21 protein-coding genes, 1 tRNA gene and 1 pseudogene are annotated in these 25,243 nt (G+C 57.8%); 9 read left to right on the top strand and 14 right to left on the bottom strand.

Going from position 1 to position 25,243, the window contains the following annotated elements; genetic code table 11:
- Positions 1-148: 148 nt before the first annotated feature.
- Positions 149-237 (bottom strand) — tRNA-Ser (locus AC0V6O_RS04775).
- A gap of 236 nt (positions 238-473) precedes the next feature.
- Here AC0V6O_RS04775 and hspQ point away from each other — a divergent pair.
- Positions 474-854, top strand: a complete 381-nt coding sequence (gene hspQ, locus AC0V6O_RS04770; RefSeq protein ID WP_472640881.1) for a heat shock protein HspQ — start codon at positions 474-476, stop codon at positions 852-854.
- Positions 855-870: 16 nt separating this feature from the next.
- Here hspQ and AC0V6O_RS04765 read toward each other — a convergent pair whose 3' ends face one another.
- Positions 871-1,773, bottom strand: a complete 903-nt coding sequence (locus AC0V6O_RS04765) for an ABC transporter permease (RefSeq protein ID WP_486141991.1) — start codon at positions 1,771-1,773, stop codon at positions 871-873.
- Positions 1,774-1,804: 31 nt separating this feature from the next.
- On the opposite strand from AC0V6O_RS04765, the gene AC0V6O_RS04760 reads away from it, so the two are divergent.
- From AC0V6O_RS04760 to AC0V6O_RS04745, 4 genes are all read left to right on the top strand, one after another.
- Positions 1,805-1,939 carry a hypothetical protein gene (locus tag AC0V6O_RS04760; RefSeq protein ID WP_486141989.1) on the top strand — a complete coding sequence of 45 codons (135 nt, stop codon included), beginning with the start codon at positions 1,805-1,807 and terminating at the stop codon, positions 1,937-1,939.
- Positions 1,923-2,621, top strand: coding sequence for a GcrA family cell cycle regulator (locus AC0V6O_RS04755; RefSeq protein WP_486141987.1), 699 nt, complete (start codon positions 1,923-1,925; stop codon positions 2,619-2,621). The genes AC0V6O_RS04760 and AC0V6O_RS04755 overlap by 17 nt, the downstream gene beginning before the upstream one ends.
- A 535-nt stretch (positions 2,622-3,156) precedes the next feature.
- Positions 3,157-3,684: a DUF1993 domain-containing protein gene (locus AC0V6O_RS04750; RefSeq protein ID WP_486141985.1), complete on the top strand. Its 528-nt coding sequence runs from the start codon at positions 3,157-3,159 to the stop codon at positions 3,682-3,684.
- A 126-nt stretch (positions 3,685-3,810) separates the two neighbouring features.
- Positions 3,811-4,752, top strand: coding sequence for a DUF481 domain-containing protein (locus tag AC0V6O_RS04745; RefSeq protein ID WP_486141983.1), 942 nt, complete (start codon positions 3,811-3,813; stop codon positions 4,750-4,752).
- 67 nt (positions 4,753-4,819) lie between these two features.
- Here AC0V6O_RS04745 and AC0V6O_RS04740 read toward each other — a convergent pair whose 3' ends face one another.
- From AC0V6O_RS04740 to AC0V6O_RS04695, 10 genes are all read right to left on the bottom strand, one after another.
- Complete coding sequence (locus tag AC0V6O_RS04740) at positions 4,820-6,070, bottom strand: WD40 repeat domain-containing protein (protein WP_486141981.1); 1,251 nt, start codon at positions 6,068-6,070, stop codon at positions 4,820-4,822.
- 64 nt (positions 6,071-6,134) lie between these two features.
- Positions 6,135-6,812, bottom strand: a complete 678-nt coding sequence (locus AC0V6O_RS04735) for a spermidine synthase (protein WP_486141979.1) — start codon at positions 6,810-6,812, stop codon at positions 6,135-6,137.
- Between the two features lie 63 nt (positions 6,813-6,875).
- Complete coding sequence (locus tag AC0V6O_RS04730; protein ID WP_486141977.1) at positions 6,876-7,934, bottom strand: class I SAM-dependent methyltransferase; 1,059 nt, start codon at positions 7,932-7,934, stop codon at positions 6,876-6,878.
- Between the two features lie 171 nt (positions 7,935-8,105).
- Positions 8,106-10,391, bottom strand: coding sequence for a polyribonucleotide nucleotidyltransferase (pnp, locus tag AC0V6O_RS04725; RefSeq protein WP_486141975.1), 2,286 nt, complete (start codon positions 10,389-10,391; stop codon positions 8,106-8,108).
- A 212-nt stretch (positions 10,392-10,603) separates the two neighbouring features.
- Positions 10,604-10,873 carry a 30S ribosomal protein S15 gene (rpsO, locus tag AC0V6O_RS04720; protein ID WP_298468140.1) on the bottom strand — a complete coding sequence of 90 codons (270 nt, stop codon included), beginning with the start codon at positions 10,871-10,873 and terminating at the stop codon, positions 10,604-10,606.
- Positions 10,874-10,884: 11 nt separating this feature from the next.
- The gene (gene truB / locus AC0V6O_RS04715) at positions 10,885-11,898 is read right to left on the bottom strand and encodes a tRNA pseudouridine(55) synthase TruB (RefSeq protein WP_486141973.1); all 1,014 of its coding nucleotides are present in this window, start codon (positions 11,896-11,898) and stop codon (positions 10,885-10,887) included.
- A gap of 31 nt (positions 11,899-11,929) precedes the next feature.
- Positions 11,930-13,393 (bottom strand): SLC5 family protein, encoded by a 1,464-nt coding sequence (locus AC0V6O_RS04710; protein WP_486141971.1) that lies wholly within the window; start codon positions 13,391-13,393, stop codon positions 11,930-11,932.
- A gap of 204 nt (positions 13,394-13,597) precedes the next feature.
- The gene (locus AC0V6O_RS04705) at positions 13,598-16,411 is read right to left on the bottom strand and encodes a TonB-dependent receptor (protein WP_486141969.1); all 2,814 of its coding nucleotides are present in this window, start codon (positions 16,409-16,411) and stop codon (positions 13,598-13,600) included.
- On the bottom strand, positions 16,362-16,535 hold the full coding sequence (locus AC0V6O_RS04700) for a hypothetical protein (RefSeq protein ID WP_486141967.1): 174 nt from the start codon (positions 16,533-16,535) through the stop codon (positions 16,362-16,364). Before AC0V6O_RS04700 ends, AC0V6O_RS04705 begins: the two co-directional genes overlap by 50 nt.
- Before the next feature lie 456 nt (positions 16,536-16,991).
- Complete coding sequence (locus tag AC0V6O_RS04695) at positions 16,992-17,810, bottom strand: helix-turn-helix domain-containing protein (RefSeq protein WP_472638190.1); 819 nt, start codon at positions 17,808-17,810, stop codon at positions 16,992-16,994.
- A 150-nt stretch (positions 17,811-17,960) separates the two neighbouring features.
- Here AC0V6O_RS04695 and AC0V6O_RS04690 point away from each other — a divergent pair, with 150 nt between their 5' ends.
- The 4 genes and pseudogenes from AC0V6O_RS04690 (at position 17,961) to galK (ending at position 23,904) form a co-directional block, all read left to right on the top strand.
- Entirely contained in the window at positions 17,961-20,243 is a 2,283-nt protein-coding gene (locus AC0V6O_RS04690; protein ID WP_486141965.1) for an alpha-galactosidase, read from the top strand.
- A gap of 3 nt (positions 20,244-20,246) precedes the next feature.
- Positions 20,247-21,783, top strand: a pseudogene (gene glpD / locus AC0V6O_RS04685) (glycerol-3-phosphate dehydrogenase).
- Positions 21,780-22,871 (top strand): galactose-1-phosphate uridylyltransferase, encoded by a 1,092-nt coding sequence (locus AC0V6O_RS04680; protein WP_486141963.1) that lies wholly within the window; start codon positions 21,780-21,782, stop codon positions 22,869-22,871. The pseudogene glpD and the gene AC0V6O_RS04680 overlap by 4 nt, the downstream one beginning before the upstream one ends.
- The gene (galK, locus tag AC0V6O_RS04675) at positions 22,864-23,904 is read left to right on the top strand and encodes a galactokinase (protein ID WP_486141961.1); all 1,041 of its coding nucleotides are present in this window, start codon (positions 22,864-22,866) and stop codon (positions 23,902-23,904) included. The genes AC0V6O_RS04680 and galK overlap by 8 nt, the downstream gene beginning before the upstream one ends.
- A 1-nt stretch (position 23,905) precedes the next feature.
- On the opposite strand, the gene AC0V6O_RS04670 is transcribed toward galK, so the two are convergent.
- Both AC0V6O_RS04670 and AC0V6O_RS04665 read right to left on the bottom strand, forming a co-directional pair.
- A complete protein-coding gene (locus tag AC0V6O_RS04670; protein ID WP_486141959.1) occupies positions 23,906-24,589 on the bottom strand; it encodes a site-2 protease family protein in 684 nt (227 codons plus the stop codon).
- 24 nt (positions 24,590-24,613) lie between these two features.
- A complete protein-coding gene (locus AC0V6O_RS04665) occupies positions 24,614-25,192 on the bottom strand; it encodes a thymidine kinase (protein ID WP_486141957.1) in 579 nt (192 codons plus the stop codon).
- Positions 25,193-25,243 lie beyond the last annotated feature (51 nt).

Here is a 25,243-nt window from a genome sequence, read left to right as displayed (position 1 = left end):
GCCAAATTTCGTTCTGAGACTATCGCAGAATTCTTCGTTTTGAGACAGGAATTCGGAGTCTCCGAGGTGCTGAGTGCTAGCGCAAAGCCCGCGGAACGTGGGGCATTCGGGCGGTGTTTCTGGAGAACCTCACACAGGCAGGACTAGGTGGCGGAGAGGGTGGGATTCGAACCCACGGTACCCAGAAGGCACAACAGTTTTCGAGACTGCCCCGTTCGACCACTCCGGCACCTCTCCGTATTGGGTGCGCGCATTTGTTGAAAAGCGCTGCATTGAATGGGCAGGCGTACGCGCCGCATTCCGGTCGGGAGCGCCGTTAGCGCAGGCCCCATGGCTTGCCAAGGGTAGAATGTGCCCCGTACCTTCGCATTTGGGCCACACAAGGCCGCAATTCGCGTCGAAAGCTGACCAAAACTGGGGAGTGATCCGTGCCTACGCTTGTTTTGCACCTGCGAAGGTCCATATTTGTGAATATGGAAAGTGCAGAGTTCTTCTCCAGCCAAGCGGGCCGTAAGTTGATTGCGCCACGCCAGCTTAAGGCTCGTTTCGGTATTGGCGACGTGGTCTGCCACCGTCTGTTCGATTTTCGCGGCGTCGTGTTCGATATCGACCCGGTCTTCGCCAATAGCGAGGAATGGTACGAGTCGATCCCGGAGGACATCCGCCCTCGCCGTGATCAACCTTTCTACCATCTGCTCGCCGAAAATGACGATGCGAGCTATGTTGCCTATGTCAGCCAGCAAAACCTGCTGGATGATGCGACAGGCGGGCCGGTCGACCATCCAACCGTTCCGCAATTGTTTGATGGCTTTAAGGACGGCCGGTATCAGATGCGCCGTTCCTTAACGCACTAAGCGCTACAACAGTCTCCTAACTCTTCAGCTTCCATCCTGATTTCAGCACTGCATAGACTGCACCTGCCATCACCAGATTGAGCACCAGCAAGCCAACCGCTGCGCCCATAACTGCACCGTCAGAGCCGATATCGCTGCGGCCGAGGAAGCCATAGCGGAAGCCTGAAATCACATAGAAGAACGGATTGAAACGGCTGATCGCCTGGAACATCTCCGCCAAATTGTCGATCACGTAGAACGTGCCGGATAGCAGCGATAGCGGTGCAATCACGAAGTTGCTGATCGCGGCGTTGTGGTCGAACTTCTCCGCCCAGATTGAGGTCGCAAGGCCGAGCAGCGCCAACATCACCGTCCCCATTAGAGCGAACCAGATCACCGCCCACCAATGCTGAGGCGCCAAGGACACACCTGGCCACAGCAGCATCGCGAGCGACACCGCGCCGCCCACTGCGATCCCACGCGTCACCGCAGCCATAACGATCCCGCTCATCAGCTCTCCCGGAGACAATGGCGGCATCAAGAGGTCGATGATCGTCCCCTGAATCTTGCCCGACAGCAGCGAGAAGGACGAATTGGCAAAGGCATTTTGCATCATGCCCATCACAATCAAGCCAGGCGCGACGAAGCTGGCGAATGGCACACCCAGAACCTCGCGCCCCCCACGACCCAATGCGACCGTGAATATCACCAGAAACAGCAGAGTTGTGACCGCCGGGGCCCAGACAGTCTGCGTCTGCACCTTGAGAAACCGTCGAACCTCCTTAATATAGAGGCTCCATAACCCAACGCGGTTGATCCCGGTGATGAGCGGGGTTCCACGCGGCGGAAACTGAACGGTGCTTGGCGCGCCTGCACTGCTAGGCGACACTTCATTTAGGACAGCGTCTTGGTTTGCGCTGGATTGTGCTTGATCGGCCATAGAAGGTGCGGTTAGGGCGAAGGGGAATGGCATGCAAGTGCGGCGGGTTCGCCGGGCCGGTATGACTGGGGATGAGATTGATAGCGACCTTCGCACCACTGCGCGGGCCGTGCGCGCATTTGGCGCGATAGAGATGGAATGGAGTTTCAATGGCTTGGACCGATGAGCGAATTGGTACGCTCAAGAAGATGTGGGAAGGCGGCTCGACCGCCAGCCAGATTGCTGAGGAACTGGGCGGTGTCAGCCGCAATGCAGTGATCGGCAAGGCGCACCGGCTGGGCCTGAAGTCCCGCCCTTCCCCTGTGAAGGCCAATGAGAAGAAGAAGGCGGCCAAGAAGGCTGCGGCCAAACCAGCCGCCAAGAGAGCGCCGCCAAAGACCGCCGCAAAGGCTCCCGCTGCTGCGGCAAAGCCTGCGGCGAGGCCAAGCGCTGGCGCGCCTACTGCTGCGCCAAGCGGCCCCGCGGCGAACGGTATCCCGTCGCAGCCTCTGCCCGACCCGCGCCCTGATCTGCCCAAGATCGTCTCGGTTGGCCCCGGCGGCTTCCTGAGGCAAGGTCCCGGTGATCAGCAACCGCCGATCCCGCCTGCGCCGCCGCGCCGTCTGGTGCCGGCCAAGCCAAGCCCCGAGATTGCGGACAAGACAAGCCTGCTCGACCTGTCTGAGAAGGTGTGCCGCTGGCCCATGGGGCATCCTGGCGAAGCGGACTTCCACTTTTGCGGAGAGGCCGTGAACCCAGGCTTTCCGTATTGCGTCGAGCATTGCGGCCGGGCCTATCAGGCGCAATTGCCGCGCGGTGCCCGCCGACCCCCACCACCCTTGCCGTTTGGTGGCCCACGGGTCCGCTAAGGCGCGCACTACCAGCATTGGCCGCGCATCCTTCGCGGTGCGCCCACGCCCCTGATGCAACAAGCGAGCTGCCATACTGCGCGGCTCGCCTTGTCGTGCATCAGGCACGCTTGGAACGACTGGAACACAGTACAGGGTCAAAAATCCAATCGATTGAAGCCGTCGCAATTGATCGGAAAAAGCGATCACACGCGTCCGAAAATCAGCCCATCTGTCAAAGCCTTCCGGACCGATCCCGCTTAAGCGCCAAACAGCCTGCCAGCTTAACCGCCCGGACAGGCACCAACACAACCGCAAAATACGCAAAAGGATTCGCCAAAGGATCATTCCCCAACCCTGCCCGTGCAAACCGGCAGTAGGAAAGTGTTTTGCGCTCCGCCCTTTGCGCGCCCTCCCCTCCGCTCGCCCAGACACCAGCCCCCACGCCCCAACGCACCTGTCCATAGGACGCCGCCCATGCCTTGTGTTCTCACCGCTCGCCCGGCAACACGGCCTGTAAAACACGCCTAGTCATGCCGACAGAACGGAGAACCCCATGCCCATTTCACTTCACGCCGCCTTCGTCCCCAGCGGGCTCCAAATGATCGGCACCGGACGCCATCTGCTCAAAAAGGGTGAGGCATGGTGCGATGCGCAGGGCAAAGACCATAGTGACGTTCTTGGCGCGCGGATTATCGAGGATATGTTGCCCTTCACCTATCAGGTGAAATGCATTGCAGAGCACACCGCAGGCTCACTCGCCGCCATTCAAGTTGGCGTTTACAGCCCTGACCTGAACCCACCTCCGAGTACCTTTGCAGATCTGCATGCAAAGCTCGACGGCGCAGAGGCAGCGTTGGGCGCCCTGACCGAGGAGCAAATGGAAAGCTGGATTGGTCAGCCAATGCGATTTGAATTCAAAGATATGGCGATGGATTTCACTGCGGAGAACTTCCTCCTCAGCTTTGCTCAACCCAATTTCTATTTTCACGCGGCAACCGCCTATGACATTTTGCGGATGCTCGGAGTTGAGGTTGGCAAGCGCGACTTTACCGGCGCTGTCCGGATCAAAATGCCATCATAATGTCGGCCAGCGGCGACCAGCGAGGGTTCTCCGCAGCTTCATGATTTTACGAGTGTTTACGCCTCCACGCGCCGCTAGCTTGGTAAGCAGGCGGCGACAATGCACGCACCGCCACTTGGAGCCCCAATGATGACCCTTTCAAAACTCACCGCCTCCCTCCTCCTCGCTGGTACCACACTGGCTTTGCCCAGCGCCGCGCAAGCAGAAATTCCCGCGTCCGTGCGCGCGATGATCGAAAAGGCTGAGGAAAGCGATGATGTGGAGGCGATGCAGGTTTTGATCGACCTCGCGGATGAGACATTTCCGGGCAATGCCGACGAACTGAACACGATAATGGCGAGCTTTAAAGAGCGTGTCGCCGTAAAAACCGCGGCCGCACAGGCGGCTGAGGCAGAGGCCGAAAAGGAAGCCATCCGCAATGCTGGCATCTTTCAAAACTGGTCTGGCAAGGGCGAATTTGGCGCGTTCCGGTCCACCGGTAATTCATCCAACACCGGGGTAACCGCCGGGATTGAGCTGGGCCGCCAAGAATTGGGCTGGCAACAGAATTTTAAATTCCTCGCCGATTTCCAGCGCAGCAATGGCGTGACCACGCGCGAGCAATTCCTCGCCGCCTATCAGGCCGATGTCGACATCAGCGACCGCCTGTTCGCTTATGGCCTTGGTCAATGGGAACGTGACCGGTTTCAGGGCTTTTCAGCGCGCGTCTCAGCCTCGGGCGGCCTTGGCTACCGTGTGCTGACTGAGAACCCGACACTGACCGTACAGGCTGGCCCCGCATACCGCGTTACGCGCAGCACCACTGGTGATGTGTCACGCGATATCGCCGGGCTCGCCGCGCTCGATTTCGATTGGGAGATCGCAGAATCCCTAAAACTCACTCAGGATGCGAGCGCCTTTATCCAATCGGGCAACAGCACCTACACCAGCACAACCGGCCTGCAGGCGTCGCTCAGCGACAATCTGTCCGCGCGCATTTCCTATGCGGTGGAGCATGACACGAACCCGCCGCTCGGCGCGGTGCAAACCGACACGCTGAGCCGGATTACGCTGATCTACGATTTTTGAAGCAGGGCTTAGGAGCTAGGGCGGAGGGTCGGTTTGCGAGCCATGAGCAGCAAATCCGATCGTATTGTCACCTCCCTCCCGTTGATGAATCGCAGCGCGATTGACTGACAATCTTTGAGACATCCCAGATCTGGACCACCCCATCAAAGCTTGCGGTCATCACCCGGCAGCCGGACTGGCTAAACTGCGCACTTTGAAGGATGCCTTTGTTGGCAGAAAGGGTTGCCAGATGTTCGCCATTGTCGACATCCCATAGACGCGCTGTCTCGTCATAGCTTGCCGTCAGAATGCTCTGACCATCTCGGCTGAAGCTTAAATCGACTATCCAATGATCATGTCCCGATAGCGTAGACAGATGTTCACCCGTTATCGCATCCCAGATACGCGCAGTTCCATCAGTGGCTGCTGTCGCGATCAATTTCCCATCCGGACTAAAGTGTTGATCTAGGACAGTCCCAGAATGGCCCGACAGTGTCGTCAAGAGATTGCCAGACCGCACGTCCCAAACACGTGCTGATTCATCGCCACCAGAGGTTACTAATCGAGTGGCAGTGGGGCTAAAGCGTGCGAAACTTACATAGCCGACACCTTTATCATGAACCTTCATAGTTCTTAGAGGTTCACCAGTCGACCCGCTCCAGACACGCGCGGTGTTATCGCCGCCAACCGTCAAGATGCTGGTTCCATCCATGCCAAAATGGGCAGCGCTTACACCATAGGCATGTCCAACCAATGTGGTGAGATGTTCGCCTGTAGAAACAGCCCACACTCGCGCGGTACTATCCAGACTAGCTGTGACAACTCGCGAACCATCTGTGCTAAAGGATGCCGAGTAAACCCAATCGGAATGACCAGACAGTGTTGCTAACCTTCTGCCCGTACTCACATCCCAAATGCGCGCTGTCCCATCCTGACTTGCGGTTACGATCTTAGAATTGTCGGGGCTGAACTCCACAGTATTGATTGTTTCGAAGGCTTCGTTCGTGCCAGTCGCGTGGCCTGCCAAGGTCGCTAAATGCTCACCGGACAATGCATCCCAAATTCGGATCTTTGCGTCACTATCAGCTGTCGCGACCTTTAAGCCGTCTGGACTGAGGCTCGCGCCAACTGCGGCTTGATCGTTATTGAGAGTTATTGCGGTGGGCAGATCATTATCCGCTTTCGAGACTTCTGGAAGCGAATTCGGTGCGGAAACTGCTTTGTTTTCTGACGCTTGCTTTGCCAATGCTTCGGACACATTCGCGTTCAAGACAGAAATAAAGGAGGCGCCCAATATGAGTGACAAAAGCACAATGCCGGTCGCCAACCTCCAATTCATTTTATGAGTGTTCCTATTGCTGTTATTAAGAGCGCAGATGCGCTCACGTTCGTCTGCGGCTAGCTTACTTCCGCGCAAACCAGATCACGTGGTGTGCGCCTTTGTTGTTCGGGCGGGAGCGCACGCGTCGTTCTTCTACGTCCAAGCGGGCATCTTGCAGGCGGCGTCTAAAGCCATGGTCGGGCGCGGCGGACCATACCGCCAGCACGCCGTCAGGGGTGAGAGCATCGCGCGCTTTGGCCAGGCCGGTGCGCGAATAAATGCGGTTGTTATCCGCCCGCACCATGCCATCTGGTCCATTGTCGACGTCGAGCAGGATCGCATCGAACTTCTCGCAGGTGCCATCATTCGCATCATCGATCAGCGCGGCGACATCGCAAATCTTGAGGTCCAGGCGCGGATCGTCCAGCGCATCGCCGGTCAGCTCTGCCATTGGGCCCTTTGCCCATTCGATGATCTTGTCGGAGATTTCGGCGACCACCGCCTCTCCCTTGTCCCCCATCCGCGCAAGCGCCGCACGGTAGGTGAAGCCCATCCCATATCCGCCGATCAGAATGCGCGGGTTTTCCTTCTCCATCCGGTCAAACGTAAGCTCGGCCAGCCGCTCCTCTGAGAAGCGCATGCGCGTGCTCATCAGCTCATTATAGCCCAGCACGATCATGAAATCGCGCCCGTGGCTGTACAGCTCAAGCACTTCCCCATCGGGAATTTCAACGGTGTCGATCAGTTCACGTTTTAGCATGGTGGCGCTTTAGTCTTGTGGCGTGCACAACACCAGCCTGCGCGCCTTAGCCATGCCCTCCGCTCACACAGTTGCTTCCAAGACCATGTTCGTGGGTGTTTCAGCAGCGCGTTTCACATTTCCGAAGCCGGCTTGGCCCAGAACCTCAGCCAGCCGCTTCTGACCGGCCTGCGCGCCAAGGCCCAGAGCCACATCCTGCGATAGCGAATTGGGCGTGCAAACCGTGGTCGAAAAGGCGTAGAAAATTTGCCCCAGCGGGTTCATATTTTCCGCCATGCTGTCACCGGCCATCGGTTCGACCAACATGAAAGTGCCATCGTCCTTAAGGCTTTCGCGCACATGCTTTGCAGCGCCAACGGGGTCACCCATATCGTGCAGAGCATCAAAGATGCAGGCGAAGTCAAAGCCGTTCCCGGGATAATCCTGCGCGGTTGCCACAGCGAACTCGATATTACTCACACCCGCTTCATCGGCTTTTCGCTGCGCCTCCTCAATCGAGGGCGCATGATAATCAATGCCAACGAAATGCGAGTTGGGATAAGCCTGCGCCATCAGAATGGTTGAGGATCCGTGCCCACAGCCAACATCGGCGACTTTTGCCCCGCTTTTCAGTTTATCCTCAACGCCCGACAGCGCCGGTATCCAGTTTTCAATCAAGTGTGCGGCATAGCCTGGTCGGAAAAAGCGATCCGTACCGCAGAACAAGCATTGTGTGTGATCGCCCCATGGGCGGCCTTCTCCGCTACGAAAAATCTTGGTGGCTTTTTCATGCCCTTCATATTGCGAGACGACGGCTTGAATAAAGCCTTGCAAGCATGCCGGTTGTCCTTCCCGGCCGAACACCAACGCTTGTTCTTCAGTAAGTGAGAAACTGTTATCCTCAGCATGATGTGTGACATAGCCAGCGGCGCATACCGACCCGAGCCATTCACGCAGATATTTGGGGTTGTGCCCCGTCCGCTCTGCGAATTGATCAAGAGTTAGGCGACCTTGACCGTCCAAGGCATCGAATAGCCCCGATTGATCGCCGAGATACGCCATGTAGAGGCTGAGCGCCCCGGCCACATCACCGATAGTCTTACCGGCCAGCGCTTCCAGCTTTTCCAAATCTACGTCACTCATCCCACGTTCTCCTATGCGGTTAAAACGTGCGACCCGGTCAGTTTTTTGCTTGGCGAAACGACTCGCCAGATGACGCAATGGTACCACGAAATCTGCGGCATTCCCTCATGGGCACAAAAAAGGCCGCCTGGATCAACTCCAAGCGGCCCTTTTACTGGCTAATTGAAAGACTTAGTCTTTCAGGAAGTCCGGCATTGCGGCTGGGCCATCGCTGTCCCCACCTTTGTCGCCGCCGCCGCCACGTGGGCCTCGACCACCGCCGCCGCGTGGACGACGATCACCGCCACCGCGGCCACCGCGGTCACCGCGCGGCTTGTTTTCGCGTGGTGGGCGGGTGTCTTCCAGCTCTTCACCGGTCTCCTGGTCAACAACGCGCATCGACAGGCGGACCTTGCCGCGCTGATCGATCTCGAGAACTTTGACCTTCACTTCTTGGCCTTCGGAAACAACGTCGGTGACTTTCTCAACCCGCTCGTTCTTCATTTCTGACACGTGGACGAGACCGTCCTTGCCGCCCATGAAGTTCACGAATGCGCCGAAATCAACGATGTTGACGACCTTGCCGTTGTAGATTTTGCCAACTTCGGCCTCTTCAACGATGCCTTCGATCCATGCCTTAGCAGCAGCGATCTCATCAGCGTTTGAAGAGCTGATTTTGATCGTGCCTTCATCGTCAATGTCGACCTTCGCACCGGTTTCAGCGACGATCTCACGGATGACCTTGCCGCCCGTGCCGATGATGTCGCGGATCTTCGACTTGTCGATCTGCATGGTTTCGATGCGCGGTGCGTGCTTGGAAACTTCGCCGCGTGATGCGCCGAGTGCTTCGGTCATCTTGCCCAGGATGTGCGCGCGGCCAGCTTTTGCCTGCTCCAGCGCTTGGGTCATGATTTCCTGCGTGATGCCGGCGACCTTGATGTCCATCTGAAGGCTGGTGATGCCTTCTTCCGAGCCGGCGACCTTAAAGTCCATGTCGCCCAGGTGATCTTCATCACCCAGAATGTCGGACAGAACGGTGAAGTCTTCGCCCTCAAGGATCAGGCCCATCGCAATCCCGGAAACCGGACGCTTCAATGGAACGCCTGCGTCCATCATCGAAAGCGAGCCGCCACAAACGGTCGCCATCGAAGACGAGCCGTTGGACTCGGTGATGTCTGACAGAACGCGGATCGTATAAGGGAAATCCTCAACACTTGGCAGAACCGGGTGCAGCGCGCGGAATGCGAGCTTGCCGTGGCCGGTTTCGCGGCGGCTGGTAAAGCCGAAGCGGCCCACTTCGCCGACTGAATAGGGCGGGAAGTTATAGTGCAGCATGAAGTTGCTGTAAGAGAGGCCTTCCAGCCCGTCGATCATTTGCTCAGCATCTTTGGTGCCCAGAGTGGTGGTGCAGATCGCCTGCGTTTCACCGCGGGTGAACAGCGCCGAACCGTGGGTACGCGGCAGCAGGCCGACCATCGCCTCAATCGGGCGAACTTCGTCGGTCTTACGGCCATCGATGCGCTGGCCATCCTTGAGGATCGCCTTGCGAACGATGTCGCTTTCCAGCTTCTTCACGAGCTTCAGGATGCCCATGTATTGTGCTGGATCGCTCTCTTCGAGATCGGCAAAGTGCTCGCGCGCTTTGGCACGGGCTGCGTTGACGGCGTCCTGACGGGCGCTCTTCTCGGTCAGTTTGTAAGCCGCCGCCATGTCGTCGCCGATGGCGCCGCGCAGCTGCTCAAGTGCGGCCGATTTGTCTTCAACCGGAGCGAGTTCCCACGGATCTTTCGCAGCTTGTTCAGCCAGATCGATGATCGCGCCAATAACCTTGCGGCTTTCCTCGTGTGCGAACATCACCGCACCGAGCATTTGCTCTTCGGTCAGTTCTTTCGCTTCGGATTCGACCATCATCACCGCATCTTGCGTCGCAGCGACCACGAGGTCGAGATTGCCTTCTTCGCCCAGCGCATCGGTGATGGTTGGGTTGAGGACGTATTCCCCTTCATTGTTGAAGCCAACGCGCGCCGCGCCGATTGGGCCCATGAATGGCAGACCGGAAATCGTCAGAGCAGCGGAGGCTGCGATCATCGCAAGAATATCTGGCTCAGTTTCGCCGTCATATGACAGGACCTGACAGATTACGTTGATCTCGTTGTAGAAACCTTCTGGGAATAGCGGACGACATGGGCGGTCGATCAGACGGCTGGTCAGCGTTTCCTTTTCGGTCGCGCGGCCTTCGCGCTTAAAGAAGCCGCCTGGGATCCGTCCAGCGGCAGAGAATTTTTCTTGATAGTGAACGGTCAGCGGGAAGAAATCCTGGCCTTCCTTCACAGATTTGGCGGCGGTGACTGCGCACAGCACCACGGTTTCGCCATAGGTGGCCAGAACAGCGCCGTCGGCTTGACGGGCAATACGGCCGGTTTCCAGAGTGAGGGTTTTCCCGCCCCACTCCAGCGATACGGTTTTCGTGTCGAACATTGATTTTCCTTTTGAACCCGCATGGCGCCTTATTGCGCGGCGGGGCCTACATGTGCCGGGGATACCGTCCCGGTCCGGTGCGGGGGCTTTTTCTATCCCCCAAAGGCTCTGCCGCCGAATTGCAGCCAGTGCCGATTTGTCAGCTGTAGCGCATCATCGCCCTACAGCCCAAAGCAAAACGGCCCCCGTTGTGGGAGCCGCCTGCAAAACTCTTATTTCCGCAGACCCAGTTTCTGGATCAGGGCGTTGTACCGCTCAACATCTTTCTTTTTGAGATAGGCGAGCAGGTTACGGCGCTTGTTGACCATCATCAGAAGGCCGCGGCGCGAATGGTTGTCTTTGTGGTTGCCTTTAAAGTGATCGGTCAGGTTGCGGATACGCTGGGTCAGGATCGCGACCTGCACCTCAGGACTTCCGGTGTCACCCTTACCTTGGGCGTTGTCCTTGATGATCTTGGCTTTTTCTTCGGCGGTTACCGACATAATATTCTCTCTTACTCAGCGACATCGGGAAGGTTAAAGCCCCGCACGATTTTGCTCGTACCTTCGATCAACTCAACCAACGCCACCGGAACATTGTCCAGCATCGCGCAATAGAGCCCATCGCTTTGGGGCAGTTCAGACAGGACCCGGCCCTGGCGGACCGCCTGCGCGCTAGTCTGATCGAGGATTAAGGCCGGGATGTCGTCCAGCCCCGCCTCAAGCGGCAGGAGTAGGTCTTTCAATGGCGCGCCACTAGCGATTTCATTGAGTTTGTCCAGCGAAATCGACTGGTTTTCAGTGAATGGCCCCGCCTTTGTGCGCCTGAGATAGGTAACATGACCGCAAGTCCCCAGCGCGTGGGCGATATCGCGGGCAAGCGAGCGGATGTAGGTGCCTTTGGAAACATGGGCTGAGAGGGTGATTTTCGTTAGCCTCTCGTCACCCTGAACTTGGTTCAGGGTCCATCCCTCAGAATGCTCCTCAAAGTCTGAGCTGGCGGTGGATGCTGAAACAAGTTCAGCATGACGCGGCGTGAGAGCGTGGATCGTCACCGCCCGTCTCTTCAGCTCCACCTGCTCGCCCGCCCGCGCCAGATCATAGGCGCGCTTGCCGTCCACTTTCAGCGCGGAATAGGCCGGCGGCACCTGCTCAATCGCTCCGGTGAAATCAGGCAGCACGGTCATGACCTCATCCAAGGTCGGCATGACATCGCTGCGCTCAATCACCTCGCCCTCAGTATCGAGCGTGTCCGTCTCCTCGCCAAAGAGGATCGTGAAATCGTAGATCTTGCTGGCATCCAACATCCGCCCCGCCAGCTTCGTCGCCTCGCCTAGCGCAATCGGCAACACTCCCTCGGCCAGCGGGTCGAGCGTGCCGCCATGCCCAACCTTGGTCTTGGCATAGCCGCCTTCGCGCAACACGCGCTTCACCGCGCCGACAGCCTGCGTCGAGCCAAGCCCGCGCGGCTTATCAAGGATTATCCAGCCGTGCGGGACCGGATGGATCGGGGCGGGACGATTGCTCATGCCGCCCCGCTAGAGCGACATGCGTGCTACCTCAAGCAAATGTCTGCTTCATCGGTTCTTCCGGATCTGCGCCACCAAGCGAAAACTCTGGTGTTTCGCCATAGACCAGCTTGTTCATCACCAGTGCCGTCACGATCGACAGCAGCAATGTGACCGCCATGCCGTGAATGTAATGCGCCGGCTCCCACACCATGCTCCAGAAGCCATAGAACGCAACGCCGGTGACCACGCCGATCATCGCCGCGCCTGCCTTCACATTCTTGAACAATAGGCACACCACGAAGGCGCTGAGGATTGGCATGGATAGCAATCCGTAAAGCTCCTGCACCGTGTTGATCAGGCTTTCCCGACTGGCAAAAAATGGCACCAAGAGCAGCGCCAGCACCGACATTGCGATCGACACAATCGCGCTCAGCTTCGCGACCGAGGTTGGCCGGTCAACATAGGCCTCGTGAATGTCGCAGACATAGAGCGCCGCCGACGCGTTGAGGATGGAGTTAAAGGTGGTGAGCACCGCCGCCGCCAGAGCCGCAGCAAAAGCGCCGGACAGCCACAACGGCAGAACGTCGCCAACAATCCGCCCGTAAGCCGCATCGCCCACATCGCCGTAGAGCTTGTAGGACACGATGCCCGGGATCACGACAATCGCTGGCACGATCAGCAGGCGAATACCCGCCGCCGTCATCACACCCTTTTGCGCTTCTTTGATATTGGGCGCAGCCATCGCGCGCTGAGTGATCGTCTGATTGGTCGACCAGTAAAAGGTCTGAATAAAGATCATCCCCGTCAGCAGCGTGTGCCACGGGATCGGGCTATCATTGCTACCAATCAAAGTGAGCCGGTCCGCCGGAATGCCTGTGAGATCAAAGTCGATCGCTTGCAGCGCGAGATAAACGACCAGCAGCGCAAGCCCCAGGATCAACACGCCGGAATAGGTGTCGGACACAGCAACCGCGCGCAATCCGCCGAAAATCGCATAGCACGCGCCCACAACCGCCAAGACAACCGCGACGATCAGGATGTTCTCAAGTCCCGTATCCAGCCCCACCATCGAGAGCAGGAACAGCGACCCGCCATAGAGGATCGCGGGGAGGAAAATGAACAAATTTCCGAACAGGAACAACACGCTGATCAGCGCGCGAATGTGCTTATCGTTGTACTTCTTCTGCAGCAGCTCGGTCGTCGTGGTGCAATTGTTTTTGTAATAGACCGGCAGGAACACAAACGTCAGGATCAGCAGGCCCGCTACCGCGGCAAATTCCCACCACGCCAGCAGTGCCATCTGGTTGCCATTCATTCCGATCAACTGATCAGTGGAGAGGTTCGTCAGCGTGATCGAGCCAGCGATGAAATACCACTTGAGGCCCCCGCTGGCGAGGAAGTAGTCCTTCTCGCTTTGGTGACCTTCACCCAGCTTGCCGCGGCAATGCATGTAGGTAGCAAAGGCGATCAATGCGGTGATGGTCACAAAAACCGCAATTTGGATAGTACTCATCGAAAACTCTCTCCCTGCGAGCACTTCACCGGTGCCTCGCCTTATGCCTCACTGTCACAAGTTCCTGCGCCACCGGCAAGCCTGCGTTTGCTCTCTTGCCCGAATAAACTGTCTTCAAATACAGCGAAGGCGGGTATTCCGTCATCCGGAACACCCGCCCTCCCCGCTCATCGCGTGACACGATGAAGTGCGACCCTCACACGCTTAGAACTTCGCCCGAACACCTGCGGTGTAACGTGCGCCAGTACGCTCATAGGTCAGGATCCGGTTACGGAAACGTGAGAAGTCGCGTGTATCCTCATTGAGGACGTTGAGGCCCTCGATAAAGACCTGGAACTGATCAGTGATCTCATAGCTGGCCGAGAAGTCGACTTGGCCAAAGCTCTCACGTTGACGTGGTTCACTCTGATCAGCGTTTTCTTGCACCAGGAAGCCGTCACGATAGTTGTACGAAACGCGCGCCGAGAATGGGCCGCTCTCATAAAAACCAGTGAGGTTGACGGTGTGCGGTGTGAACCCGTTAAAGCCGAGATCGCCGATCGGCGCATTGTCCTGGCTTGAGTTCACATAAGTGTAGTTGATGATACCGCCAAAGCCGTTGTCGAACGTCTTTTGGAAAGCAATTTCCGCCCCGCTAATGCTGCCGGAAAGGCCATTGCGCTCACGGGTGTCTTGGAAGGTCACATCAATTGGTGTGTCGACGGCTGCAATTCCACCCGCGAGTGCATTGCCAGCTGGCACAATCACAACACCTGGGACGGGAAGAGTTGATTCCTCGAGGAAACCGCCCAGCTCCTTATGGAATCCAGCAACGCTAAAGTAACTTAGCGATTCGAAGTACCATTCAAATGAAACATCGAAATTATCTGCCTCGAAGGCCTCGAGCAACGGGTTACCACCGCCGCTGAGCGGAGCATCAGAGCGACCACCGAAGGTATTCGCAACGCCAAGTGCAGTCAAAGTTGGACGCGTCACCGTCCGAGCGTAGCCAAGGCGCAAAACAGTATCAGCGGTCGGTTCAAACTTGAAACTCACCGAAGGCAGAAAGTTGACATAATCGTTTGGAACGGAAGTGCTCGCGGCGTCGGCAAATGTCACATCAAGCTGGGTGTCTCCCGGTGTCTCGCGGAATTCGATCACCGGCCGATCAATACCACTCGAAACAACATCCGTGAACGCGATACGGAAGCCAATACTTGCAGACCATGGCAGCTCACCTCCCAAATCACCGCCCCATTCAGTGCCAAAATATGCAGAATAGATTTGCTCTTCAACCGCAAAGCTGCCGCCTGGATTGAACGTTGGTGTGTAAATTCCAAACAACGGATCAATTCCAGGTGAATTGAGATAAGCAAGCAAATCTGCCGTGGTGTCGTCTGGTGTACCAACATCATCGTTGCGATTAGGATCACTTAGGTTCGTTGGATCGTTGAGTACGGCGAATGCCTGCGCGAATGTTGAAGTGAGAATATTGGTAGGCACCGTGTCTGCGCCTTCAACACCGCTTAGAAAGCCATCAAACGAGAAATCACTCAAAATGCCAGTGTCGAATGCGACGTTGTAGCCACAGAAAGCGCAGAAGATATCTCCAGCACCCAATGAACCGAAACCCGGAGCGGTAAAGTTGTCAAACAGGTCCTGATTTTTCTCACGGTCGGTGTAGATACCGCCAAATATAACCTTACTAAGCGGCCCGGCATCGACGTCCCACTCGCCGTCAAAACGCGCTTCGAAGACTTCGTCTTCAATCCGTGTGCGGTTTACGTTCACAAAGTGGAGCCGTTGAATGTCGCGGTTGACGAAATCAGCGGTTTCGATGTTAGTAATGGTCGAAATCCCGCTTGTACTTGTGGATTCGATCAACGGTGATGTCGGCGCTAGCGCCCCCAGAACCACGAATGGGTTCGTACCATCACGTGTCGCCCGTGACCATGCCACGTCAGCTACAAACGTCAGACTATCGGTGGCTTCAAATTCGAAGTTACCGCCAAATGCAAATGTCTCAGCCAAACGATTGTTGGAGGTGAGCACGTTATCGTTTTGCGAGAGGCCAACGGCATCCGCAATGTCAGGGTTCCGCACGCCAAAATCGATGCTTGGACGGCTGAACGATGTCACTGTGCCATTGGCGTCAACCTGCGGATCGATGAATGGAGGACTGAAAAAGCCTGAGAATTGCTGATCGAATGACTCGATATCCAGCCGCGAATAGAGACCATCGAACGTAGCTGTAAAACGATCCGACGGCGCGAATTGCACAGCTCCGTTTAAAGTTATGCGTTCACGATCTTGTTCGTCACGGCTAAAAATCACCTGCTGCTGGACGCGCGATCCGTCTGGAAGGAAGCCGAAAGATGCATCCGTCAGTCCAGTTGAGTTTTCAGGAGCAAGAACGACCACGTCGGGATCGTCCGGATTGCCATCTGGGTTATCACGCAGCGTAAACCCATTGGTGAGACTTCGGTCAAACTGCGAGTTACGACGTTGGTATGAGCCACCCAGGAGCACGCCAAATGTATCGTTTGACCACGATATGACGCCAGAAACGTCAGCGCCGAGATCCTCACTCAAATTTTCATAAATCGCGGCAGCAGACAGCGAAACGTTGAAACCAGGCCTATCCAATGGTTTTGCAGTCGCAATGTTAACAACAGCGCCAATACCGCCCGACTGAATTCCCGGTTGCGACGACTTATAAACTTCGGCTGTTTGAATGATGTCCGCAGACAATACGTCAAAAGAAAACTGACGCCCCGGATTATCCGTCGCTAACGTCCGACCATTCAAAAGAACGGCGTTAAATTCTGGGCCAAGGCCGCGAACAGTGATGGACTGGCCTTCGCCGCCAGACCGGTCAATCGCCACACCGGTGATGCGTTGGAGCGCCTCAGCAACGTTTTGATCGGGGAACTTGCCAACGTCTTCGGCAGAGATTGCATCAACGACAACAGAGCTGTCGCGCTTCAGATCAATCGAGATCCTGCAAACTCTTACGAAAACCGGTAACGATGATGGCATTGCCTTCACCTTCCGCTTCCGCCGTCGCTGGCGCAGCTTCATCCTGCGCATAGGCTGGTGCCGAAATGGCAATTGCTGCGAATGCAGCTGATTGAGCCAACACGGCCCGCTTCGAAATTCTCATGGCTTATCTCCCTTAGCCCTGCCCCGCCGACGGACGCATAGGGAATGCGAACAATCGAACGACACAATTCGTCGAAAAACTGTTTGAAAATGCAAGAGGTTCGCAGATCATGCGCAGAGCATTCAGGCCCCCAAGGGCACACGTGCAAACCTTTCTCGTCACGCGAGTGGCATCCTCCTCTTCCCACCGAACACCCAATTGACATGATAGCATCTGCGACCTGAGGCGTTTCGGTTGCGGCAGCTAACGCGTTGTTGCGTTAATCTGACGTAGACGTGAAAATGGCGCACAGACCAACGAAAGCCATAGGCAGATTGGACTGGCATGAACTTTTTGGGAGTTTCACACAGTCAATTTGCGCGTGCTTTCCCAAGTGTCATAAATTTGCAACGCAAGGCTACGGCACGCCCTTAGCAAACTAACCTGTTAGTCAAATCGCGATCCCAAATCATCAAATCACATAGGATCACGGCCAATTCGGGAACGATATTCAGATGGCGACCACCCAACCGTTTTGCTGAATTGGCGGCTAAAGTGATATTCGTCACAAAAGCCTAGCTCATCAGAAATATCGCGCAGCAATACGCCTGGTTCGCTGAGCATTTGGCAAGCTCGCTCCATTAAGAGACCAGTGCGATAGCGCCCAGGAGAACGCCCGGAAAGCTTGCGAAACCGCTTGCGAAACGCCTCATAGGACTGATCCACTTGCTGCGCCGCCTGGCGCACATCCATCGTTGCTGCAATCGCTGCCTTGGCCCGTTCGAGCCAGGCAATATCGCCGCCCAAATCCTCTTCACCGGCCTGGGTGATGTCCGCAAGCAGTTCCTGCAAACGGATGGACTCGCGCAGCAACTCGTTCTCTGTGTGCGCATCAGACTGGTTGATTATCGATAGTATCCGATCACGCCAAAAATCCATCGGACGCAGAGGGATGACCGGGCGATCGCGGTCGAAACATCCACCCTCGCGCCACATGTCGAACACTGGCCCTTCAAACACGAGATAGAATTCGTCCCAGGTCTCACCGCGCTTCGGCCCGTACCAATGCTCGACCCCTGGAAAGATCAGGATGGCATCGCCTGCGCGCACGGGCAGGTTGAGCCCGTTCTCATCGCGGTAAGAACCTTCACCCCGGGTCACATAAACCAAGGTAAAATGAGGCAAGGTGCGCCGGGCGGTCAAAACACCCACACCTTTATTGAGGAAACAGGCCAGCTTTATCCCACCAATAGGCGACAGATGCAGGTTCTGTTTATATACCTTTTCTTCCCACATCACTTTTCCTCAGACTTCGTTTCCCTGTTCGGATACCAAAAAATTCATGCTTGTCCAAAAACCCACTTCACAAATGTGCGTATCTAGCGTGAAGGTTCGCCGGGGCATTACGTTGCGTAAACGTATTGCGAGAGAGGATGGATAGGTTGGATGGCAAATAATGCCACATCAGAAGACGCATTGCCGAACCAAGGGTTCGATTTTGAACATGGCGGAGATAGCGCCGTGAGCAGCGAACTTGCCGTGCATCATCATGGCCCTGCGCCTGCTGGCGATCCAGTTGATGAGGCAGAGGGCGAGCACCAATTTATTGCGCTTCGCGGTGGCGGCACGTTTGTCGCGATTGAGGCGACCAAAGGCGCCCGCCCAATCATCCTTTATGCCGGTCCCGATATGCCGGGTGTTGAGCCATCTGAACTGGCCACGCTCGCGGTGCGTCAGCACGCACCGGGCACCGCGGCGGTTCCGCTACGCGGCTCTATGATCAACGAGGTGGGCACCGGGATTTCCGGGCCATCCGGCCTGATCGCGCATCGCGGCGGACAAGATTGGGCGATTGATTTGCGCCTCGTCATGATTGAGCAACGCGGTGAGCATGAAGTCACCCTGTGCTGCGAAGACACCAATACCGCGGTCGCCGTATGCCACACGCTAACACTCGATCCCGGCACTGGTGTACTCACGAGCAGCACCGAGATCGAGAACCGCGCGGATAGCGAGCTCGGACTGGATTGGGCGGCGGCGCTATGCCTACCGCTTGACCAAAGGTTGGAGCGCATTTTCAGCTTCACTGGCCGCTGGTCGGGCGAGTTTGCGATAGAAGAGATCGCCCCTTTCCAAGGCAGCATCGTGCGCGAAAACAAGGCTGGGCGGACCAGCCACGATGTCTATCCCGGAGCATTCGCCGGCACGCATGCAACATCTGAGGACAGCGGTCTGGCTGCGGGCTTTCACCTCGCCTGGAGCGGGAACAGCCGCTTGCGCGTCGACCGTCACAACGATGGCCGGTCCCTCATTCAAATCGGTGAAATGTCCTTCCCCGGCGAGATCAGCCTGGGCCGCGATGAAACCTATCGCACGCCCGATCTGATCGCTGCGTGGTCGCAGCAAGGCTTCAACGACGTATCACAGCGTCTGCACGACCACCTCTGCGATGAAGTGCTCGACAAGCGCAGCTTCGCAAAGCCGCGCCCGGTGCATTACAACACCTGGGAAGCGGTCTATTTCGACCACGACGAGGCGACGCTGATCGCGCTCGCTGAACACGCCGCCGCTGTGGGCGCAGAACGCTATGTGCTCGACGATGGCTGGTTCGGCGGACGCCGCCACGAGGACGCTGGCCTCGGTGATTGGTGGGTCTCAGACGCGGTCTATCCCGGCGGGCTTCACGCCATCGTCAACCGGGTCAAAGAACTCGGCATGGAGTTCGGCCTTTGGTTTGAGCCAGAAATGGTCAATCCGGACAGTGACCTGTTCCGCGCGCATCCCGACTGGGTGCTGGGCGCAGACGGCGTTGATGCAGTTCCATTCCGCGGGCAATTCACGCTCGATCTGACGCGCCGCGAGGTGTTCGATTATCTGTTCGACAAGATCACCAATCTGGTGACCGAATATGGCATCGCCTACATCAAGTGGGACATGAACCGCGACACAAATTATCCGGGCAGCGGCGGGCGCGGGGCGATGCATGCACAAACGCAGGCGGTCTATAAGCTGATGGAGAGCCTGCGCGCTGCCCATCCTGATCTGGAAATAGAGAGTTGCTCATCCGGCGGCGGGCGCGCCGACTTTGGCATCTTGCGCTATTCCGACCGGATTTGGACCTCGGACAACAATGACGCGCGCACGCGTCAACACATTATGCGCGGCGGCAGCCACTTCCTGCCGTTGCGGGTGCTGGGCAATCATGTCGGGCCGAAGAAATGCCACATCACTGGCCGCCAATTCAGCATGCATTTCCGCGTCGCCAGCGCGATATTCGGCCATATGGGCATGGAGCTGGACCTGCGCGATGAGAGCGAGGCGGATCTAGAAACGCTCAAAGCTGGGATCGCTTTGCATAAGAAGCACCGCAGTCTGATCCATGGCGGACGTTTCCTGCGCCTTAAATCAACCGCGACCACCAATATGATTGGCTGCACCGCGCGCGATCAAAGCGAGGGGCTGTTTTCCTACGCCAAGCTCGAAAGTGAACTTAACACCCTGCCCGACCGGATCATGTTCGGCGGACTCGATCCAGCACGCCACTACCGGGTGCAAATGGTCTGGCCATTGGCGAACCCTTCGCTCAGCACGCCCTCTATCATTGAGGCGGCCAAGCTGCTTGAAGGCGGAACGACATTCTCAGGCGCCGCGTTAATGGGCCACGGGATCCAGCCGCCGCTGACATTCCCCGACACCTGCCTGATCTATCATTTGGAAGCGACCGACTAACCCATGAGCCAGAATGCACAGCACAGCGAAGAGATGTTTGATCTCTTGGTGATTGGCGGCGGCATCAATGGCGCCGGGATTGCCCGCGATGCGGCCGGACGCGGCCTTAAAGTGTGCTTGGTGGAGAAAGATGATCTCGCCAGTCACACCTCCAGCGCTTCAACCAAGCTTGTCCACGGCGGCCTGCGTTATCTGGAGCATTTGGAATTCCGCTTGGTGCGCGAAAGCCTGATTGAGCGAGAGCGCCTGCTCAAAATTGCACCGCACATCGTGTGGCCGCTGAGATTTGTGCTGCCGCATGACAAGGGTTTGCGGCCCAGCTGGCTGCTGCGGCTTGGCCTGTTCATGTATGATCATCTGGGCGGGCGCAAACTGCTGCCCCCGACCCGCACGGTGAACCTGCGCGAGGCTCCGCATGGAGGCTTCCTCGAAGACCGGCTGGTCAAAGGGTTTGAATATTCAGACTGCTGGGTCGAGGATCTCGCGCCTGGTTGCGCTCAATTGCATGGATGCGAAGGAACGCGGCGCGGACATTCGCACGCGGACCGAATGCACCAGCCTATCCCGTAATGGCCAGCACTGGAACGCAGTACTGAACGGTCCCGATGGCGAGGCTCATGTGCAGGCCCGCCAAGTCGTTAACGCCGCTGGACCATGGGTCGACAAAGTCCTGGGCCGCGCGATCCCGCGCGAAAGCCATGAGAACCTGCGGCTAGTCAAAGGCAGTCACCTGATCTTCCCCAAGCTGTTTGACGGGACACACTGCTACATCTTTCAAAACAAGGATGACCGGATCATCTTTGCGATTCCCTATGAGCGGGACTTCACACTGGTTGGCACCACCGACCAAGGGTTTGAAGGCGACCCATCGGGCATCGATATCTCGCCAGAAGAGGCGACCTATATCTGCGATGCGGCCAATGAATATCTGCGCACGGATATCTCACCGGATCAGGCGGTCTCCAGCTATGCTGGCGTGCGGCCTCTCTACGATGACAAAGCCGCCAGCAATTCCACGGTAACGCGCGACTATGTGTTTGAGTTGGAAGACACCGACGAAAACGGCGCGAAGGCCGCGCCAATCCTGTCGATCTTTGGAGGCAAGATCACAACCTATCGCAAGCTGGCCGAACATGCGCTGAAACGCCTGGGTCAAGGCGACACCAGCTGGACGATTGATGCCCACCTGCCCGGCGGCGAGATTGATCCGATGCGCTTTGACGCGTTCGTCAATGACCTTGAGCTGCGCTATCCATGGCTGCCCAACGGTGCCGCGCTGCGGCTTGCCCGCGCTTACGGCACACGGGTCGAGGCACTGATCGGCGGGGCGCAGGGCCTGAACGATATGGGAACGCATTTGGGCGGCGATCTGTTCGCCCGAGAGCTCGAATATCTGATCGAGCAAGAATTCGTTCGCAGCGCCGATGACGCTCTGTGGCGGCGTAGCAAGCTGGCCCTGCACCTGACCGAAGAAGAGCGCGCACGCGTGCATGATTGGTTCGCAGGCGAGCAAGCGGCCGCGAAAGCCGCTGCCCTATGAGCGAGAACATGCCGCTAGACCGCGCTATTGGTGGCAAGACTGTCTATCGCCGCGAGCATCGCAAGGCCGATGGGCGGATGCTGCAATTGTACGGCCACGCGCCGCACGATCTGGCGCTGCAATCTGAAAACGCGGACCCAATTGCGCAAGGTGGCGAGATCCGCCATCATCCTCTGCGGGACGAATGGAATGTCTATGCCGCGCACCGGCAAGACCGCACGTTCAAGCCTGCCGCCTCCGATGATCCCTTGGCGCCAACCCACGCAAGCGGGCCAGAAACAGAAATCCCGTTTGAGGATTTTGAACTCGCGGTGTTTGAGAACAAATTTGCCGCCTTCCACCCCAGCGCCTCTGATGTAAGTGCGCTGGATGGCATTGCCGCCGAACCGGCCAAGGGCGCATGCGAAGTGGTGGTCTATTCACCAGAGGCCAGCGGCAGCCTGCACACCATCGGTCAAGAACGCCGGCGCGTCCTGATCGCCGCTCTGCTCGACCGCTATCAGGCGATGTTTGATGCAGGCTGTGAATATGTGCTGCCGTTTGAAAACCGCGGCGATGAAGTCGGCGTGACTTTGCACCACCCGCACGGGCAGATTTACGGATTTGAGCGCGTGCCGGAGATACAGCAGCGCGCAATAGACGCCTTTGCGGGCGGCTATGACCTCGCCGCCGAGATACAGGCCGCAATGCCAGACTACGGGCTTGGCGAGAAGGACGGGATCGCCGCATTCGTGCCGCGCTTTGCCCGCTTCCCCTATGAGGCATGGATCGCGCCCACCGCGCGCCGCGCTGCCCCATGGGAATGCAGCGACGTGGAGCTAGACGCCTTGGCATACTGGCTGGGCGAGTTAACCCGCCGCTATGACGTGTTGTTTGATGGGCCTGCGGCGACCATGATGGCGTTCCACGCTGCGCCCAAATCTGGCGGCGAAGGCTATCACTTCACTGTGCAATTCTACCCGCTGCTGCGCGCCAAAGGGCGGGTCAAATATCTCGCCTCGGTTGAACAACACACCGGGACATTCACCGTCGATGTGATGCCCGAAAGCGCAGTGGAAGCGCTTAGAAAAGTGGGCCGCAATGACTGATACTTTCACCGCCGCCGCACCCGGCCGGGTCAATCTGATCGGGGAGCACACCGATTACAATGGCGGCATGGTGCTGCCCGCCGCGCTCTCGATAGGCCTGGAGGTAACGCTGGCCCCGCGCGAGGATCAAACCGTCGCGGCCAGCTCTGGCGACTATAGCGCGCCGGAAATCCGCAACCTGTCCGACGATGCGGTGGGCGAATGGTCTGACCCATGCGTAGGCGCGGTCCGGATCGCCAATGATCTGGGGTTGCTAAGCGGCGGCGCAACTTTGTCGGTGCAATCGACTATTCCAGAGGGCTCCGGCCTGTCCTCCAGTGCAGCATTGATCGTCGCGATCCTGAAGGCAGCACGCGCCGCCGGTACCGGGACGCAAAGCGACGTCGAACTGGCCGTCGCTGCGCGCCGGGTCGAGAACGAATATATGGGCGTGCCCTGCGGTATCATGGATCAGATGGCCGTGGCGCTCGCCACCCCCGGCACCGCCATGGCGCTGGACACTAAGCATTTGGAGTATGACCTCGTCACGCTGCCCGACAGCCACGAGATGGTGGTCATCCACTCCGGCCTAACGCGTAAGCTGACCGATGGCCGCTACGCCGCGCGCAAAGTCGAATGCGACACCGCCAAGGCCCATTTCGACACCAATGATCTGTGCCTGTTACCGGTGGAGCAAATCGAGCAGGCAGAACTAGACCCGGTCGCCAAACGCCGCACTCTACACTGTGCAACAGAGCAGGCGCGCGTCTGGGCCGCGATTGATGCGCTGAAGGCAAGTGACATCGCCGCGCTGGGCCAGGCAATGAACGACAGCCATGTTTCCATGCGCGACATGTTTGAAATGTCCCTACCGGAAATCGATGCTCTGGTTGCGAGCGCGCAAGAACTCGGCGCGGCCGGTGCGCGATTGACTGGCGGCGGATTCGGAGGCTGCATCGTCGCCTGCGTTGCAAAGGACACCCGCGAGGCGTGGCTAGAGCAATTGCTTGATCGCCATCCGCAGGCCCGCTTTATCGACGCGGTCGGGGCTTAGCTCAGCCCGCGACAGCCACCGCAATCGAGCGATACTGATCCATCACCCAGCCGACCGCCGGGCCGATGGTGTTTTCCAGCACGCCCCATTGCGGAGCGAACCATGTGAGCGCGACCAGGCCAAAGAACAGCAGCATCCCAAACGGCCGCAGCTTCGCATAATATTTGACCATACTTCGCGGCAGCAATCCTTCGACGATATGCGAGCCGTCAAATGGCGGGATCGGGAGCAGGTTGAACACGCCCAGAAACACATTGATCAATATGAAATATCCCAACCCCTGCACCAGCATGCTGGGATCATCGGAGTTTGCGGACAGGTCCAAATTGCCCGCGATAATGCCCAACGCAATGGCGCCGAGCAGAGCGAGCACAAAATTCGTGCCCGGCCCCGCCGCCGCCACAGCCATCATTCCATAGCGCGGATTGTTGAGCCGCCATGGCTGAACCGGAACCGGCTTTGCCCACCCAAACACTGGCGCGCCCGCCAGAGCCAGCGCTCCGGGCACCAGCAAAGTGCCCACCGGATCGACATGGCGGATCGGGTTGAGACTCAGCCGCTTTTGCTCTTGCGCGGTAGGATCACCGAGCAATTTCGCAGCATAGCCATGCGCAACCTCGTGAAACACGATCGCGACGATCAGGCACGGGATCAGGATGAGGGCAAGGGAAATTGTCTCGGACATGTCGGATAGGTAGGCGCGTACGCCCTAACCCGCCAGAGCTTCGCTGAAATGCTTCCGGCACAGCGCGAGATAGCGATCATTCCCTCCGATCTCGGTTTGCGCGCCTTCCTTCACCGCAGCGCCGCTTTCATCGACCCGCAGGTTCATCGTCGCCTTGCGCCCGCAATGGCATACCGCCTTTTGCTCGATCAGCGCATCGGCAATGCCCAGCAGCGCCGCCGACCCGGGAAACAGCTCTCCCTGAAAATCCGTTCGCAGCCCGTAACACAGCACCGGAATGCCGTGCACATCGGCCAACCGCGCCAGCTGCCACACCTGATCCTTGGTCAGGAATTGCGCCTCATCCAGCAGCACGCAATCAATCGGCGCCTCTGCATGATCATCAAGCACAAATCGTTCTATGTCCGTCGCGGGATCAAATCGCCGAGCATCGCTGGATAGGCCAATCCGGCTGCTGATCGCGCCAAATCCGGGCCGATCATCAATCGCCGCCGTCCACAGACACACCCGCATCCCCTGCTCGCGGTAGTTGAACGCGGTTTGCAGCAGCGTAGTGCTCTTGCCTGCATTCATGCTCGCAAAATAGAAATAGAGCTTGGCCATGGCGGCGCAGCCTAAGCCAGCGCTTGCATTTGAGCCAGCCAGGAACAGGCA

The sequence above is a fragment of the Erythrobacter sp. JB2-19 genome (assembly GCF_057365005.1).
This window is presented reverse-complemented; position numbering and strand designations above follow the sequence as displayed.